This is a genomic window from Candidatus Pristimantibacillus lignocellulolyticus (assembly GCA_023639215.1).
Lineage (GTDB): Bacteria > Bacillota > Bacilli > Paenibacillales > Paenibacillaceae > Pristimantibacillus > Pristimantibacillus lignocellulolyticus.
Genome location: CP097899.1, coordinates 1,456,215 through 1,473,326 on the forward strand (window position 1 = coordinate 1,456,215; position 17,112 = coordinate 1,473,326).

13 protein-coding genes are annotated in these 17,112 nt (G+C 40.0%); 7 read left to right on the plus strand and 6 right to left on the minus strand.

Features of this window, described 5'->3' with window-relative positions:
* Positions 1 to 292: 292 nt before the first annotated feature.
* The gene (locus NAG76_06010; protein URN95798.1) at positions 293 to 5,122 is read right to left on the minus strand and encodes an InlB B-repeat-containing protein; all 4,830 of its coding nucleotides are present in this window, start codon (positions 5,120 to 5,122) and stop codon (positions 293 to 295) included.
* 352 nt (positions 5,123 to 5,474) lie between these two features.
* Positions 5,475 to 6,422, minus strand: coding sequence for an aminoglycoside phosphotransferase family protein (locus NAG76_06015; GenBank protein URN95799.1), 948 nt, complete (start codon positions 6,420 to 6,422; stop codon positions 5,475 to 5,477).
* 192 nt (positions 6,423 to 6,614) lie between these two features.
* On the opposite strand from NAG76_06015, the gene NAG76_06020 reads away from it, so the two are divergent.
* Together NAG76_06020 and NAG76_06025 are read left to right on the plus strand one after the other, a co-directional pair.
* On the plus strand, positions 6,615 to 7,511 hold the full coding sequence (locus NAG76_06020; GenBank protein ID URN95800.1) for a TIGR01777 family oxidoreductase: 897 nt from the start codon (positions 6,615 to 6,617) through the stop codon (positions 7,509 to 7,511).
* Between the two features lie 242 nt (positions 7,512 to 7,753).
* Positions 7,754 to 8,269, plus strand: coding sequence for a Crp/Fnr family transcriptional regulator (locus tag NAG76_06025; protein ID URN95801.1), 516 nt, complete (start codon positions 7,754 to 7,756; stop codon positions 8,267 to 8,269).
* Positions 8,270 to 8,315: 46 nt separating this feature from the next.
* Here the strand turns inward: NAG76_06025 and hmpA are convergent, their stop codons facing one another.
* A complete protein-coding gene (hmpA, locus tag NAG76_06030; GenBank protein URN95802.1) occupies positions 8,316 to 9,533 on the minus strand; it encodes an NO-inducible flavohemoprotein in 1,218 nt (405 codons plus the stop codon).
* 318 nt (positions 9,534 to 9,851) lie between these two features.
* On the opposite strand from hmpA, the gene NAG76_06035 reads away from it, so the two are divergent.
* The 5 genes from NAG76_06035 to NAG76_06055 all read left to right on the plus strand — a co-directional run bounded on the left by NAG76_06035 (position 9,852) and on the right by NAG76_06055 (position 14,417).
* Positions 9,852 to 10,883: an LCP family protein gene (locus tag NAG76_06035; GenBank protein ID URN95803.1), complete on the plus strand. Its 1,032-nt coding sequence runs from the start codon at positions 9,852 to 9,854 to the stop codon at positions 10,881 to 10,883.
* Positions 10,884 to 11,046: 163 nt separating this feature from the next.
* Positions 11,047 to 11,751: a response regulator transcription factor gene (locus tag NAG76_06040; protein URN95804.1), complete on the plus strand. Its 705-nt coding sequence runs from the start codon at positions 11,047 to 11,049 to the stop codon at positions 11,749 to 11,751.
* Positions 11,752 to 12,717, plus strand: coding sequence for a sensor histidine kinase (locus tag NAG76_06045; GenBank protein URN95805.1), 966 nt, complete (start codon positions 11,752 to 11,754; stop codon positions 12,715 to 12,717).
* A gap of 88 nt (positions 12,718 to 12,805) precedes the next feature.
* Positions 12,806 to 13,750 (plus strand): ATP-binding cassette domain-containing protein, encoded by a 945-nt coding sequence (locus tag NAG76_06050; protein URN95806.1) that lies wholly within the window; start codon positions 12,806 to 12,808, stop codon positions 13,748 to 13,750.
* Positions 13,722 to 14,417 carry an ABC transporter permease gene (locus NAG76_06055; protein ID URN95807.1) on the plus strand — a complete coding sequence of 232 codons (696 nt, stop codon included), beginning with the start codon at positions 13,722 to 13,724 and terminating at the stop codon, positions 14,415 to 14,417. Before NAG76_06050 ends, NAG76_06055 begins: the two co-directional genes overlap by 29 nt.
* A gap of 106 nt (positions 14,418 to 14,523) precedes the next feature.
* On the opposite strand, the gene NAG76_06060 is transcribed toward NAG76_06055, so the two are convergent.
* From NAG76_06060 to NAG76_06070, 3 genes are all read right to left on the minus strand, one after another.
* Positions 14,524 to 15,354: a MetQ/NlpA family ABC transporter substrate-binding protein gene (locus tag NAG76_06060; GenBank protein ID URN95808.1), complete on the minus strand. Its 831-nt coding sequence runs from the start codon at positions 15,352 to 15,354 to the stop codon at positions 14,524 to 14,526.
* A gap of 274 nt (positions 15,355 to 15,628) precedes the next feature.
* A complete protein-coding gene (locus tag NAG76_06065; GenBank protein URN95809.1) occupies positions 15,629 to 16,291 on the minus strand; it encodes an ABC transporter permease in 663 nt (220 codons plus the stop codon).
* Complete coding sequence (locus tag NAG76_06070; GenBank protein URN95810.1) at positions 16,284 to 17,033, minus strand: methionine ABC transporter ATP-binding protein; 750 nt, start codon at positions 17,031 to 17,033, stop codon at positions 16,284 to 16,286. Before NAG76_06070 ends, NAG76_06065 begins: the two co-directional genes overlap by 8 nt.
* Positions 17,034 to 17,112: the final 79 nt, after the last annotated feature.

Here is a 17,112-nt window from a genome sequence, read left to right on the forward strand (position 1 = left end):
TAACCAAATCCACGGTATAAATTAGGAAGCGATAATTGATCTTAAAAATATATGTCTACAATCCCTTTTAATATATCATTTCTAAAAATTATATAGGTTAGAGCATGTTATTGAAGAAGGTTGAATATTACACGAAATATAATTACCTTATAAAATTTACCTACCTAAATTTTATATAATTATCTAACTCATCTATATATCATTTTTGTATATTGCTCTTTTTCGTTTACAAAAGAGCCCATTAACCCACCTATGTGGATTAACAGGCTCTTAATCGTCGTTCTATTCCATCTTATAGCTTATTCAATAAGTTTAAGATAGCTTGCGCGGTTTCGGCGCGATTGGCGTGGGAAGCAGGATCAAAGATTCCGTTTCCTTTGCCTTGCAGTAGTCCTACAGTAATCGCTTTATTCACTCCTTCTACTGCCCATAAAGAAATGCTTGAGCCATCCTTGAGATTTGCGGTTTCTTGACCAGCCGCTACAATTCCGTTCTTGTTGTACTCATAGGCGCGAACGAGTAGTACCGCCATTTGTTCACGGGTGATCTTCGCGTTTGGATCGAATGTGGTATCCGATACGCCTGTGACAAGTCCTGCTTCATAAGCGATTGCCACTTCATTGGCATACCATTGACCCGCTTGAACATCTTCGAATGGAACCAGACTTGCAGCTTGCGTCAAGCCTAGCGCTCTCACCAGCAAAGATGTGAATTCAGCGCGAGTTGTATGTCCATTTGGTGTGAAGTGCGTATCGCTTGTGCCCTTAATGATATGCTTCGCTGCTAACACTTCCAGTGTCCGAGCAACCCAGTGGTTTGAAGGAACATCAGTGAATGACTTCGAGTATTCTAGCACCGCATAGTTGCTTAAATGCTCAAGAGTAACGGTCACCGTATTCTTGGTAGCGTCTACGCTGCCACCTACGTATTCCCACTCTTTACTTCCTGCATTGTAATAATAAATACCTAGCAGGTCTTCATCAGCCCCGTTGTTATAAGGCAAGGAGATTTCAACTCCTCCGCCTACATTGCTAATGTCAGTTACTTGATTGTTATGTTTCAACTTAATCGTAATATCGTAAATCACGCCTGCAACTTCTACATGCGCTTGACCACCTTTAGCTGGAGTATTTGCGATATCTCCAGCAGTCACTGGAGCAATGGTTACTTCAAGACTTGCCCCTGACGGATTGCCTGCCGCAGTTAGCCATTGCTTCAGCGCATCCGCTTGAACAGTCAGAACTACATCTGTTGCTTTTATTTGCAGGGATAGTCCGGCAATATCCTGTACAAGAATCGACTTCGACGTGATACCTCTGCCAAGCTCCACAATCGCTTTATTTCCATCCTTAATGACATCTGTTGGCGCTGGTGTCGGTTCTGGATAGCTAGGACTAGGTATAACTCCGTTTTCCAACGACCTGACGATTACCGTAAAGCTTTTCGTATCCGTCACTTGACCTTTCGTCAATGTTGCTGTCAAGGTAATGATAGCGTCTGCCGAACCTGCTAATGGACGAACTACGACACCACTTGTACTAAGGATCTCCGCATTATCACTTGACCATGAAACAGTGACATCTTCTATTCCTGCTGTTGGCAGTGTTACGTTTTGTGTGACATTATCTGCATTGTTGCCTGCAACGTAACCTACTTCGAGAGCTTCTAACGCTGCTGCTACACTGGAAATGTCGGGATTACCTGCAGTAGGAATCCAGTGAGCATAGAAGGTGCTACCTGACGCAGTCGACCACTCGCCCTTAAACTCTCTGACGCCATTACTGTTGTAATATTGTTGGCCCTCTCCGTCAGTATCTGCGTAGTAACCTCTGAAAGAATATCCAGATTTCTCAGGACGGGTAATTCCCAGTGGGAGTTTGCCGCCATACATAACCGTTACGATTGCCGTACCGCCTAACCCACTCTGAGGATCCAGCGTAATACTATAGGTATTTGCCGTAAAGCGGGCATAGAGAATCAAATCGCCGACAGAGTTAACTGCAACACTATTGAGCTTTGAGCTCGGTAAGAATTGCGGGTCGGTAAACCAGCCATTAAAGGTATAACCGTCCTTTGGACTCGGTGTGCTAAGGCTAAACGTCTCCGTTTCAACGTTATAGTTGTCGGGAACGCTACCAGGCATATTCGCGATTGCTCCACCGTCCATATAGATGATGTTGTAAGATACAATCTCCCACTTAGCGAAAAGTTTTGTCGGTGCCTTTACGGTGTCAGAGTCAAAGTTCCACTCATTTTCATAGTCCGAATCGTGAAACCATCCAGCAAAAGCATAACCATTTCTGACTGACTGTTCTGGTGCAGTGATACTAGTATCGCCCACCACGTTCGGGATCGACATGACCGAACTGCCGCCCTGAGCATCGAACTCGACTAAAAACTTATCATCTTCAAGCTCAATCCACCCAGCGTAGAGAGTCAACGCATAAATATGATCTCCGCCAAGATTGCTGACTACTGGAGTATCGAAATTATATTCATTCTCAAAATTCGAATCTGTGTACCATTTTCCGTCGAAGAGATAACCACTGCGAGTCGGATCAGTTGCAGGCCGAGTTGCTTTTTCTCCTTCTCGGACATATTGATTGTTGACCGAGCTACCGCCCGACGTGTTGAAAATCACGCCGTTGCGTCCCGGCGGGAATACATTGCTGGCTGCGAAGCCGATATTATTGCCTGCGGCAAAAGCCGTATCCCAGTTAGCGCCAGTGTTAATACCAAAGTTCGAGGCTCCGGTGCCATAAAAATATAATTGCTCATTATTGAGCATTGAAGCGCTAATCGCTGGTTGTCCAGTTTGTTGTCCATTCTGGTTGTTAAATATAATACCGCCTACGGCAGCTCGAGGCATTACAATCTTGTACCAATGGGTATCGACACCATTGTATTTCATTCTCGTCATCGTCCCACCAGGCCATCCACCAAATAGCTCTGGGTTAAACGTGTAAACCCTTATTCCAAGACTGTTATTACTCCATGCTTGGAAATCCGTATTATGGTTAATGGATAAATACACGTTGACGTGTGTTGGCTCTTCGATCGGCGGGGCAACCACTTCTTCAGACTCGATCCAATTGTAAGTAAATTCTCTTGTGATCCATTGCCCCCCGACTACCTGACCTACCAACGTAACAGTGATGGGACCGTTGTAGTTAGCGTCCACGATGATGATCTCGTCATCCTCAAATTCCACAGCGTCTCCGTTATTAATCGCGTACATCGCATTAGTCACATTGACGGCCGACATTCTGAGCTGTAGCTGATTGCTAGTAAAGTGGTTCCCTGCGATCACATCATCATTGCTCGGCAAAGCGGCAAGAATGGTGGGGTTGGCGTTGTCCCTCTCCATTAGAACCACAAGGCCAGGGTTTGTGTTAGTGTCGATGTTGTTTATGTTTGCAGAATTACCAGGTATGATCCCACTGATCCTGCCATTTGATACTGTAAAGACATTGGTCTGATCTAGTGCGTTAACATAATATCCATCCTTTAAGAAGTTGACTGGCACACTGCCCAGAACACGGTCGGTTGTGCTGGTATTGAGTAGCACTGCTCCGCCGCCGTCCGCGATTGTGCCGCGCTCAATCATGACTGCGTTGTTACCGAGACTTACCAAATTCTCGTCTCGTCCGGCCATTGCGTTATGGAACTTATTGATAGTCACGACTTCAGGATGGCTCCACTGAGGCCGGTTATTGTCCACGTTGTCTGCGGTCCTTACGCTAATTATCTGGTTCCCGGAGGCATTGATATTACGGGCAAAGAAAAGAGGTGAAGCGTCCTTGCGAGCGGCAATCATAGCCCAGCCCTGTCTGATCTGCTTCGGGCTGAAGCCCAAAGATTCCCCTTCATTGTTGTAGGTGTCATGCGATTCTACCCAAGGTACCAATTGCTCAGCCTTCAACCCTTCGGCGGCGTAATCAGTCCATTTATCGAGACGACCAATGTCCCCTACCTCAAGGACGCCACGCACATGATGCCCGTACATGGAAGCGGTCAGGTCAATATATTTGGCGTAACCAGCTACCCTGTCGTTGTTAGGGTCTCCCCCTTGCAGCACCTCGCCGTACTGGAAGTTCTCCTTGCCCTTCTCCTCAAAGTACGCTTTAGCAGCGCCCGTCACATTTTTTACATAATCACTTTTGAACTCCCCGTTGGGATATCTATTATTCGTTAAGCCAGCAGAAATACTTGCTGGGGAAGGCACGTCGTCGTCTAGCTCGATATGCTTGATGGCATCATAACGGAAGCCACTCGCCCCAGCGTCGATCATGTCCTTTAAGTAAGCGATAATAGATTCTTGAACAAACGAACTGTGCGTGTCCAGATCCCTCAGCCCAGAGATCATTTCTGGCTGAGTCAGAAGAAAACGGTCATTATAACCTACGTTGCCGCTCACATCATGGAAGTGTGTATTATCATTCCACGGGGCATGCGAATTACTTGTGCTGCCCATGTGGTTAGGCACAACGTCTACAATAACCTTAATGCCTAGTTTTTCTGCGGCGGAGGTCAGACTGACAAAGGCATCTCTATCGCCGTATCTATTGTCCTCGCCTCCAGCGACCATATTTCTGGGTTGGTAGGCAGCATACCATTGAGCTCCAGAACCAACGCCCATAATAGGCGAAGTCTGTATCGCCGTGTACCCAGCGTCAGCGATGGCTTGTAGGTTCTGCTCTATCACATTTAAATTCCAGTCGAAAGCATGCAGAATAACCCCATCACGGATACGTTCTGGGGTGGAGGACTCCGCCGTTACTGAAGCATTCGATAAAGATTCTGCCTGAACCGTCGGGGCGGTAAAGACGACCGAAGATATCAGCACCAGAGTGAGAAGCAGACTTAGGAAACGTTTCCGGTTTAGTTGATTTGTTTGTTTCATGGTAATGTTTACTCTCCTTTTTAATAAGATGATAATGATAAAATAGTGATGAGTTGCAAAGATGGCTTCACAGAAAACAATTTCACGAAAAATTAGACTGTTACTTAAATACTGTGCCTTGTACATCACCACTTTCGTAAAAAAACAACTAATTGTAACCGCATTCAAATGGAGCCGCGCTATCACTTCTGCATTATCGTGATGCTCCCAATTCTTCACCGACAATGACATACAATCTGTGGTGAATATATTCCTCCTTAAATATAACACTGCTAAATTTATTCCAAGTTAGAGATCGATTGCGAATGTAGACGATTATTATGGAAAAAATAATTTCTTTCCGAAAATTATCTATCTTCTTTTTAACCAAATGCCTAACTCAGCCTATCGCAAAAAAAGCCCGTTAACCCACTTAAGCGGATTAACAGGCTCTTCATCTTCGTTCTTCTTCATCTTATTGTTTTTGAATAAGTTTAAGATAGCTTGCGAGGTTTCGGCGCGATTGGCGTAGGAAGCAGGATCAAAGATTGCCTTTCCTTTGCGTTGCAGTAGTTTGATTGCTCTTTTCAGTCTAGAATTTCTTGTTCAATATATCCAACTGAAGCTTTATCACTCGAATCAAATGGTCATGATACCAACCCCATGTTCGGTTGTATATCATACCAAGTCTTCTAACCCCGATCCATAATGCCCAAATGTCAATTTCTATATGATCATCATATGATAGTCGCCTCACTTCGTTATATCCTTTTGCTAAAGATGGATAACCTAGATAACTCTGTCCATCATGCAATTTATAATGACCAAGATCATATAGCGGACTATTTCCTTGAATCTCTCCAAAATCAATAATCCCCGTAAATTTCCCTTGGTGAGCGAATATATGTGAATCATCAAAATCCCCATGGATCAGATGCGATTGGTGACGTAACATTAATGTTCTTCCGTTCTCCAATATTGTTCTAATTGATAATATTACATCTCTAAGAAGTACATTCTCTGATAATACTATCAAATCTGAATCTAAATGTTCATATATATGATCTTGAAATAATAATTTTTCCCCTTGTAGAACATGTTTATGCTGGTTGCTCCCCCTTACAATCCAACCATATCCTACAACTGGCAACTGATTGATAACCGCTAGTTGCTTTCCCGCATGATATAGTATATTTTCATATTGTTCAGCTGAAGGGCAATTCTCTATATTGTAACCTACGATTTCTTTCACAATCATAATAGACATACCTATTGCTTCATAATCATGGGCAAAGTATATAACCTCTGGAACTTGTACATTCCGTTGTCTGAGTAAATTAAGTAGATGTACTTCTACAGCAAAACTCATATTATGTTCTGGCAAAATTCGAAGATATAGGATTTCCTCTACGAATTCAATACGATACACATAAGTTGAAACACCACTTAATACTCTTTCAATTTTAAATTCGCTTAAATGAAGACATTCACTTACTATATCTTTTATTACATTAATATGTGGTGCTTCTTTTCTATTCAACAATTTATTCCTCTCTCATGTAAATTTACTTTGTTAAGCTTAAATTATACCTAAGATATCATGTATGGTAATATCTTACTATATATTCATCAGAATAATTTTGTTCACGGTTACTTTGTAATTCTATTTATTATGCTACACGATATTGTTCTTTAGTTTTCGCAATACATTTCTCATTCCTAGGAGGTAATTATGAAAATTGCAATTGCTGGTGGTAATGGTTTTGTCGGAAAAGCACTTCGAACTCATCTTCTAGATCAGCAACACGAAGTATTCATACTCTCGCGCAATACACAGCCATATACTCCTCTGGAAGGGGTCACTTATGTCAATTGGCTCAATAAAGGAGATCAACCAGAACTACAATTAGAAGGCATTGATGCCATTATTAATCTTGCAGGAGAGTCGCTCAATAGCGGTCGATGGTCAGCTGCAAGAAAAAGAAGAATCTTAGATAGCCGTCTCACTGCAACGAAGGAAATTAAGCGGATCATTGCAGTATTACAACATAAACCAAGCGTTTTACTTAATGCTAGTGCTGTTGGTTATTATGGTACTTCTCGTGCAGAAACGTTCACGGAGCAACATCGCATGCAACCTACAGATTTCTTATCGAGTACTGTAGAACAATGGGAGCAGGAAGCGATGAATAGCGGAATACGAACAGTATTCCTGCGTTTTGGCGTTATTCTAGGTAAACATGAAGGCGCACTACCTCGTATGGTGCTACCTTATAAGTTATTTGGAGGGGGGACTATTGGAAGTGGCCAGCAAATGTTATCTTGGGTTCATATTGAAGATGTCGTTCGTGCCGCTCTTTATTGTATAACCACCCCTTCATTAACAGGCCCCGTAAATATCACGGCACCGAATCCCGTAAATATGAAAGCATTCGGAAAAATGATTGGACACGTATTACATAGACCACATTGGATGCCTGTGCCTGCATTTATGCTAAAGCTTTTATTAGGAGAAATGAGCGTGCTTATCTTAGAAGGTCAAAAGGTTTTGCCTAATGCACTACTCGAGCATGGCTTTATCTTTTCTTATCCAACACTGGAGAGTGGGCTTCAAGATCTCTTGAAGTAAAATCAACCAAAATACCTTAATAAATATTTAAGTACTAATGTTGGTTTTGGACCAAAATTTTCATTAAAAACTAATCAATAAATAACAGCCTTGCTTCAATATCGTGAAGCAAGGCTGTTATTTAATATAACTATATGCTATTCCTTATCTTTAACTATTTAATTATTAAATGAAAAGAGCCTCTGTTACAATGAATAAGTAACGAGGCTCTTGTTCAACTGTTTTTAGTCTGGAGGTTATTTATGCTTTTACATAAAGGCGAAATCTTATTTCGACAAGGTGATTCTGGATCACTTTTTCATCTGAAAAGTGGTTTATTAAAAATTGTTAGAATTCATCCCGATGGTACTCAAATATTAGTCAACATTATTGTCCCAGATGAAACGATTCCGCATCACTCTCTAATTAGTGCTAATCCTTGTTATGGAACAGCCATCGCACTCAACACTTGCGAAGTTGATGTTATTCCAGCGAAGGAGTGGTATGAAGAGCTAGCAAATAACGCCGAGAAATGTCTTGCTATCGCAACACAGCTCCAAGATAAACTACGAATGATGCAGCAACGAATTGATCAACTAACCCAAGTAACTCCAGCCGAGAAGTTACAAAAGTTACAGTCTTGGTTTCACAATTATATTGCCCCTGACACCATTACGGATATATTAACACAAGATGAGATTGGACAGTTCATCGGCCTTCGACGCGAAACGATCAATCGACTGCTACGTAATCAAGTTAAGACAACAAAGCCAACGTAATCTTACGATAGTCTACAGCTATGTTCGGATGAACTCCTAATTCGAATTACAAGCTACCCGCTGGTCCAAAAAATTCATAATGAATATCCTCTGGGGCAACTCCCCATTGCTCCAATAAACTATTCACTTTACTCATAAATGGTACAGGTCCACAGAAGTAGAAATGTGCATCTTTAGTTGCTACGATCTGCTCTAGCCACGGTAGATCAATATAACCTTCATGAGTATACGCTTGTGACTGCTTATCTTGATCAGTAGGCTTTTCATAGCACCAATGAACAGATGCACTAGCAGATTTACTTGCAACTAGCTCGATTTCATCACGTAACGCATGAACTTCTCCATTACGAGCAGCATGAATAAATTTCATCTGGCGATTCGGATCAGTAACCGTTAAGCTACTGAACATACTAACTAGCGGCGTTAAACCTACCCCACCACTAATAAAGACAACTGGACGCTCATCTGCTAAATTCAAAGTAAATTCACCAGCAGGTGCTGACAACATTAACACATCGCCTTCATTCACTTGCTCATGTAAATAAACAGAAACTTTACCTGCAGGTTTTTCATCGTATGCATCTTCACACTTAACGGATATACGGTAGTAAGGTTTCCCAGGCGCATTAGATAGGCTGTATTGACGAATGTGCGTGTTCTTTTCGCCTGGTATATTATCTATTTTCACACTTACATATTGACCAGCTTCGAAATTAGCAATATCTTCTCCATCTGCTGGAACCAGATAGAATGATGTAATAACATTACTTTCTTTAATCTTCTTATCAACCTTGAATGCTCTAAATCCTTCCCAGCCACCTCGTTGTTGCTCAGTTTGTGCATACATTTCAGCTTCGATTGAGATAAACACATCAGCAATTACACCATAAGCATCTGCCCATGCTCCTATGATTTCATCGGTTGCAGCATCTCCTAAAACTTCTTTTATAGCGGCAAGAAGATTTTCTCCGACAATCGGATAATGCTCTGGACGAATACCAAGACTACGGTGTTTGTGTGCAATCTGCTTCACGACCGGTAAAATAGCTTCCAATTGATCAATATACTTTGCTGCCGCTAATACGGCGTTAGCAAGAGCATTTTGTTGTCTTCCTTGGCTTTGATTTGCATGATTAAAAATATTTAGTAATTCCGGATTGTTTTCGAACAATCGTTGATAAAATCTTTTTGTAATTGTCGTTCCGTGAACTTCTAATACTGGCACTGTGGATTTGATAACTTCTATTGTATGTTTACTTAGCATCTTAGTATCCTCGCTTTCACTATATGAAATTGACTTAAGTATATCGTTAAGATAAGCCTGACTTTGTGATTGCAATCACATGAAAAGCAAACAAAATGTGACATCTAGTTACGGTAGATTAGAACGAGTTATGCATATGAATCTATCCTATGTATTACATAATTTGAAGCTCAAGCTCAGTTAAAATTCCCACATTATATTCCCATCCTATTAAAAATTTATCACTTGAATTAAATGATCATGCAACCTTTAGTAATCACTCTACGTCTATTTACTGACATAAAATTACATAAAAATAATTAGGAAGCGGTGAAAAGATTGAGTAATGAAACGGAGACGGCTAAAGAAGCTACTTCAAGGACTTTAACTCACATCAATAAAAAGAAACGAAAAAAAATGATAGTATATATAAGCTTAGTAGTCGTATGTATCGCTGTAATATGTGGGCTAACATTCAAAAATCAAATTGCCTTTTATTTATTTAAAACAGTTTACTCTAAAGACATCGGTAAAGCATTCGATGAAGCTTATGTCCCTATCGATAATGTAGATCCACCAATAGTCATTAAAGATAAGGAACCATTTTCCTTATTATTACTGGGAGTGGATCAAAGAGAGCAGGAAGCTGCGCGATCAGATGCTATTATTTATGCCGTAGTCAGGCCAAAGGATAGTAAATTATTACTTGTATCCATACCGAGAGATACCTATGTAGATATTATAGGGAAGAATTACAAGGATAAAGTAAACGCTGCTTTCGCCTATGGCGGTGCGAAAATGAGCATCGATACGATCGGGAATTTTTTAGGGAGTCCTGCTCATTACTACGCAACCATTAACTTTCATGGATTGATAGATGTGGTAGACACGATCGGAGGAGTAAAGCTTCCTATTACAAAAGATATCGTTAATAAACATAGAGATCATGAGAAATTTACAATTGAAGCAAATAAGCCTAAATACTATGGCATCGATGCTCTAAACTATGTTCGCTATCGTGAAGATTCTGACTTCTATCGTACGGAAAGACAACGAATATTTATAGGTGCAATGATTAAGGAAATGATGAATATAGGAAACTTATCAAAAATAGATGATCTTATTGCAATAGGCGGAAAAAATTTCACAACAAATATGAAAGCCGAAGATATAACAGATTGGGCTGAAACTCTAGTAAAGACCTCTCCTCAAATATCTAACTACATGATTGATGGCTATGATGAAAGGATCAATGGAACATACTATTATATGCCCAGAGATAGTAGCCTAGAGGCAATACAATTAGTTATTAAATCATGGTTAGATCCTAATTCAGAATTAACAGATCTAGAGATTCCAACGGTATCGTAGTTACTATTATATTGAACCAAAATGAGCTAATCTTCATTTACTTGAAGGTCAGCTCTGTTTTTTTGTAATCTACGTAGTTGAACTACTACTCCTTGTAGGAAAGACTCCCCTATCGTAAAATAGGGAATAATTACAAATCTTTATGAAGTGAGGGAGTAAAGCTATGGAGGGAAACCTGCTTCTTATTGAAGATGATCCTGCAATCAGCACAATGGTAGCAGATTACTTGAGTAAAGAGGGCTACACAACCACTGTTGTTGATAACGGTGAACAAGCTATTAAACAATTCCAATCTAACAGCTATGATCTAGTGTTGCTTGATCTAATGCTCCCTAAGTTGAGTGGCTTAGAAGTTTTACAGCTCATTCGGGGAGAAAGTCGTGTTCCGATTCTTATTCTATCTGCAAAAGACAACGAAGTTGAGAAAGCGCTTGGTTTACGATTTGGTGCTGATGATTATATAACGAAACCATTTTCGCTCCTTGAATTGGCCGCTCGAGTGCAGGCATCCATTCGTAGGGCGACACAATATTCGAATGTTAAATCTGATCAGGAACCAACCTCACAGCTGCTTTCGGTTGGTGAATTACTGATTGATCCCGATAACTTTAAGGTATCGAAAAGAAATCAAGAAATTAAACTCACGGCAACTGAATTTCAAATTCTGAAACTGTTCATTCAAAACCCAACAAGAGTCTATACTAAGGCATTACTTTTCCAACTCATATGGAAAGAAGACTATTACCGTGATGACAATGTCATTAACGTGCACATGAGACGGTTACGCGAAAAGATTGAAGATGACCCCTCCAATCCACGTTATATTACTACACTGTGGGGAATTGGTTACCGACTGGGAGAGATATAAATGAACGGATACTGGTGGATTTTAATCATTCCTCTTGTCGGACTTTTATTTTTGTATGTGCGTGAGCGCATGACAAACCAGTCAACTCGAAAAGAACTAATTTACATAAGTAATAAACTAGAACATTTTATGGCGAGCAATAGCTCTCAAATTCAAGAACGTCTCCTTATTGTGACTGGTGACCGTCAGTTAAGAGAATTGCTTCAGGCGATCAATGCACTACTTGAACGTTCCAGTCAGTTAGCCGCTGATTACACAAGGACGGATCAGGCTATGAGGATGATGCTAGCTAACGTATCCCATGATTTGAAGACACCTCTCACCGTTATTATGGGCTACGCCGAAATGCTTACACGCAATACCGATTTACCACAGGATGAACGGCAAAGAATGCTCGATCAAGTATACAAAAAGACCGTTGAAGTGCATGAACTAATCAATGCATTCTTCGATCTTTCAAGGCTTGAAGCGGATGACTTTGATCTCCCTCTATCTGTTATTGATGCGTGTGAAGTATGCCGTCATCGTATTTTAGCCTACTACGATCTGCTTTCAGATCGAAACTTCAAGGTCGATATTAATCTCCCCGAACAAGCGGTATTGGTATATGCGAACGAAGAGGCTTTATCCAGAATTCTTGATAATCTGCTTTCAAATGCTGTTCGTTATGGAGCGGATGGTCGTTATCTTGGATTGTCACTTACACAGGAAGAAGGAAAGATACATATTGAGGTAATAGATCGAGGACGGGGAATACCTAAGGCAGATCTGAAAAGAGTTTTTGATCGAATGTATACAATGGAAGACTCGAGAAATCGTAACATGCAAGGAAGTGGACTTGGTCTTGCAATTGCCAAAAGACTCACTGAACGATTAGGGGGACGCATCAATCTTGAGAGCATCCCATATTCACAAACAAGCTTTTCCGTAACACTCCCACTACACTCAAAAAGGACTAACCAATAAAGTAAGAAATAAGTAAGGTTTACGACATGAATAAGTGAGATTTCCACGATATGATTACATCATGATCAAATCACGGGGAGTGAAAACAATGGCCGATATTATTCGAACGTTATTACTTAGTAAGAATTATGGCATGGCAGACGTTTTGTCTAGTGTTAATATGAATGTTCAACGCGGTGAAATATATGGTTTTCTAGGACCGAATGGTGCCGGTAAATCGACATTAATGAAAATACTGCTTGGACTGGTACAACCAACTGGTGGCGAAATTGAATTGTTTGAGCAAAGGTTACACTTTGATTCGAGAGATCATCTGAAACGAATTGGACACTTGATAGAAATACCTGCCTTCTATGAAAAGCTGACTGCAATGCAAAACTTGGAACTGCACACAGAATACATGGGATACTATAACAAGCAAGCTATTCGTGAGGCGTTAGAACTGGTGCAACTGGTTGGGGTAGACAATAAACCTGTAAAGCAATTTTCACTTGGTATGAGACAGCGACTGGGGATTGCAAGAGCAATTTCTACTCGTCCTGAATTACTATTGTTAGACGAACCTATTAATGGCTTAGATCCAGAAGGTATCCATGCCATGCGGAATTTGTTCCGAAGACTGCGCGATGAATGGGGAATAACACTTCTTATCTCCAGCCATGTACTGTCAGAAATTGAACAAGTGGCTGATAAAATTGGGGTAATCAATAAAGGAAGATTAATTCGTGAAGTATCGATGGAAACGGTGCGTGCCTCTACGACCGATTATGTAGAAATTACAACATCGGATACCAACTCAGCAGCATTTGTGTTGGAAGAGAAGCTTAAAATTAAAAACTTTAGAAAAATTAGTGATCATGTCATTCGTATTTATGATACTGGTATTACACAAGAGGCTTTATCTAAGGGACTCATCATGAACGATGTACCTATCGAATCCATGACTCGCCGTCATCATACATTAGAGGAATACTTCTTTGATATGATTAAAGGAGGTGTTGAACATGTTCCATCTCATCAAGCTAGAGCTTAAAAAGGGACGCTTCAATAGCTATCTTTGGGGTTCAATGATTGCCTATGGGGTTATTACTGGTTTTTTGATACTGCTATACTTTGTGGAAGGTAAAGCACAAGTGGATCCTATGTTTCAGAGCTACCCTGAGATGTTGCAAGTGATAGATATTATGATCAGAGCGACATTTATTATCTACTCATCAGTGCTATTATCCAAATTAATTATTTCGGAATTCAAAGATAAGACGATGGCACTTCTTTTCACTTATCCAATTAGCCGTAAGAAGCTCATCTTTGCTAAGCTGTCGATTGTATTCGTCTGGGTATTTGCCAATGTCATTATAGCGAACCTTATCATTGACGCTTTGTTTATCGCTATTAATTCTGGGTATGGTTACGTATCGGACACCTTAACAAGTGAGATTTTAGTTCAACATGCAATTCATGTCGTGATGCAAGCTTTCGGTGCTGCAGGTATGAGCCTACTGCCGCTTGCCTTTGGCATGCGTAAAAAATCAGTACCAGCAACTATTGTATCCTCTATCCTAATCGTGTCTATCGTATGCTCAAATAATATGGGCTTCTCCCTAAGCTCCATTATCGCTATTCCATTATCTCTTGCTGCTATTGGAATACTACTCTCTTATCTAAGCTTTAGAAACATAGATAGGGTAGATGTAAGCTAAGAAGCAGTAGAAGACGCTCAAAAAAAGCAGACCTTAATAACGAAATTCATTAATAAATAAAGGCGAATTTCCATTCAATCCGAATGAGAATTCGCCTTTAATTTCATTAAAACGCTGGAATTGCCGTTTCGTCATAATTTTTTTCTAAAAACTCACGTACTTCTGGACTAGTCATCGCTTCAGCTAGCTTTTGAATTAACTCAGAATCAGCGTTATCTTTGCGTGCAACTAACGTAATAGCAAAGTCATTTTCTACACCTTCTGTAAGTAGTGCATCACTTTTTGGTGTTAAGCCAAGTGGTTTTGCATAAGCAGGAGTCATCACGACTGCATCAGCGTCATCATACATTCTCGCTAGCATTAACAAATCAATTTCTTCGAACTTATAATTTTTCGGGTTTTCAATTATGTCCGCTTGCGTATAATATGTACCCGTTTTTTCTTGTAACTTGATGATATCATGTTGAGCTAACATCGCTAGAGAACGATCAACATTAGAAATATCATTGGCAATAGCAATGACCGCACCATCAGGCAGTTCATCCATAGATTTATATGCTTTAGAATATACACCATAATTGGCAAAGTATATTGGCTTAACTGGGACTAGCTCAGAATCATTGTTTCTATTGAATTCTTCCATGTAAGGTACATGTTGAAAGAAATTCGCATCAACTTCTTTTGCTGCAAGAGCGCTATTAGGTTGAACATTGTCACTTAATACAACCATTTCTAGATTAATACCTTGCTCAGCTAGCTTTGGCTTCACAAGATCAAGAATCTCTGTCATTGGAGCAATTAATGAAGCTACTTTCAATGTTACTTCTTCATTACCTGTTACATTTCCACTAGTATTGGGCTCGTTAGCATTATTCGCTTGACCACAACCAGCTACAATAAATGTAAATAACGTTAGTACTAAAATCAGTTTTTTCATGTTGTTTCTCTCCTTAAAACTTTTTGTGAACTTTCTAATTCGCTTCTTTGATAACAAAAAGTTACATCGGAAGCATAAACCTAACTTTTTGTGTACTTTCACATTTGCTTCTTCGATAACAAAAAGTTACTTCGAAAGCATAAACCTAACTTTTTGTTTACTTTCACATTTGCTTCTTCGATAACAAAAAGTTACTTCGGAAGCGTAAGCCTAACTTTTTGTGTACTTTCTAATTCACTTCTTAGATAACAAAAAGTTACTTCGGAAGCATACACTATCTTTTATCTATTATTCTTGATACAGTTGTTCCAATAAATTGAATGAGCTGTACCAGTATAACCATAATGATAATCATATACATCATCAAATCCGTCTTAAACTGCTGATAACCATACCTAATCGCAAAGTCTCCGATACCACCACCCCCGACAACACCCATAATCGTCGAGTATGAAATAAAACTAATTATCGAGGTCGTTAATCCAAGCACTAATCCAGAACGCGCCTCAACATAAAGGAACTTAAAAATAACTTGTTTAACCGATGCCCCCATCGAAATCGCTGCTTCCATTACTCCTTTAGGTACATCCAATAAAGATTGTTCGACTAACCTTGAATAATGCGCAATCGCGATTATCGCTAATGGAACAGTTGCAGCCGCAGTACCAATCGCAGTACCAATAATTATTCTTGTAAATGGTATTAGAAAAACGACTAATAGTAAAAACGGGAAAGAACGTATCGTATTAACTATTAAATTCAGCAGTTGAAAGCTAAATTGATTTTCTAGCAGTTGGCCTCTTCTGCAAAGAAACAAAAACGTCCCTACTGGGAGCCCGATGAGAACTGCAGCTAGAATAGAAACGCCCACCATGACAAAGGTTTCTCCGATAGCCTTTATAATTTCAGCTTGATATTGAACTAATATTTCAGGCATGATCATTCTCACCACCCTTTATTAGTTGTTCTACAAAGCTTTGAGGGCTATGATCTATCTTGTGAATTCCTTTTGGCTGGATATCTACGGTATCGTAAATTTCTCCAGCTGCCATTACAGTTACTCGGTTACATATACTTCGAATGACATCCATCTCATGACTGACAATAACGATCGTAACGCCAAGCCTTTTATTGATGTTTTCTAATACTGCTAAAATTTCAGCAGTTGTATTAGGATCAAGCGAAGAGGTAGGCTCGTCACATAATAATACTTGCGGATTATTAGCTAAAGCCCGTGCAATCGCAACTCGTTGCTTTTGTCCACCACTTAACTCCGCAGGATATTGATCTATATAACTTTCCAATCCAACAAATTGAAGACACTCCAACACACGGCTTCTACGTTCTTTACTCGGATAATTTGCCAGCTGTAGCGCTACCGCGATGTTCTCATAAACCGTCTTATTCGCAACTAGATTAAAATGCTGAAAGATCATCCCAATTGATTTGCGAGCTTGACGAAGACTAGCACTGTTCAAACTTGTTAACTGTAGACCATTAACTTCTACTTCCCCTTGATCAGGGGTTTCGAGCAAATTTATTAAACGAAGCAAAGTAGATTTACCTGCTCCACTTGCTCCAATGATTCCGTAAATTTCACCTTTACTTATCGTTAAGGAAATAGATTTAATAGCTTCAAACTGTGCAAAGTTTTTACTGACATTATGTACTTTAATCACAACAAAAACCCCTATCTATAAATTTAAAGGGTGTTTATAACGTTTCTAAGTATAACTCAATATGTAGGGGTTGTCATTT

Coding starts and splice junctions, on each gene's coding strand:
- NAG76_06020 (URN95800.1), top strand. CDS start 6,615: ATGAAAATTGCAATTGCTGGTGGTAATGGTTTTGTCGGAAAAGCACTT.
- NAG76_06025 (URN95801.1), top strand. CDS start 7,754: ATGCTTTTACATAAAGGCGAAATCTTATTTCGACAAGGTGATTCTGGA.
- hmpA (URN95802.1), bottom strand. CDS start 9,533: ATGCTAAGTAAACATACAATAGAAGTTATCAAATCCACAGTGCCAGTA.
- NAG76_06040 (URN95804.1), top strand. CDS start 11,047: ATGGAGGGAAACCTGCTTCTTATTGAAGATGATCCTGCAATCAGCACA.
- NAG76_06045 (URN95805.1), top strand. CDS start 11,752: ATGAACGGATACTGGTGGATTTTAATCATTCCTCTTGTCGGACTTTTA.
- NAG76_06050 (URN95806.1), top strand. CDS start 12,806: ATGGCCGATATTATTCGAACGTTATTACTTAGTAAGAATTATGGCATG.
- NAG76_06055 (URN95807.1), top strand. CDS start 13,722: ATGTTCCATCTCATCAAGCTAGAGCTTAAAAAGGGACGCTTCAATAGC.
- NAG76_06060 (URN95808.1), bottom strand. CDS start 15,354: ATGAAAAAACTGATTTTAGTACTAACGTTATTTACATTTATTGTAGCT.
- NAG76_06065 (URN95809.1), bottom strand. CDS start 16,291: ATGCCTGAAATATTAGTTCAATATCAAGCTGAAATTATAAAGGCTATC.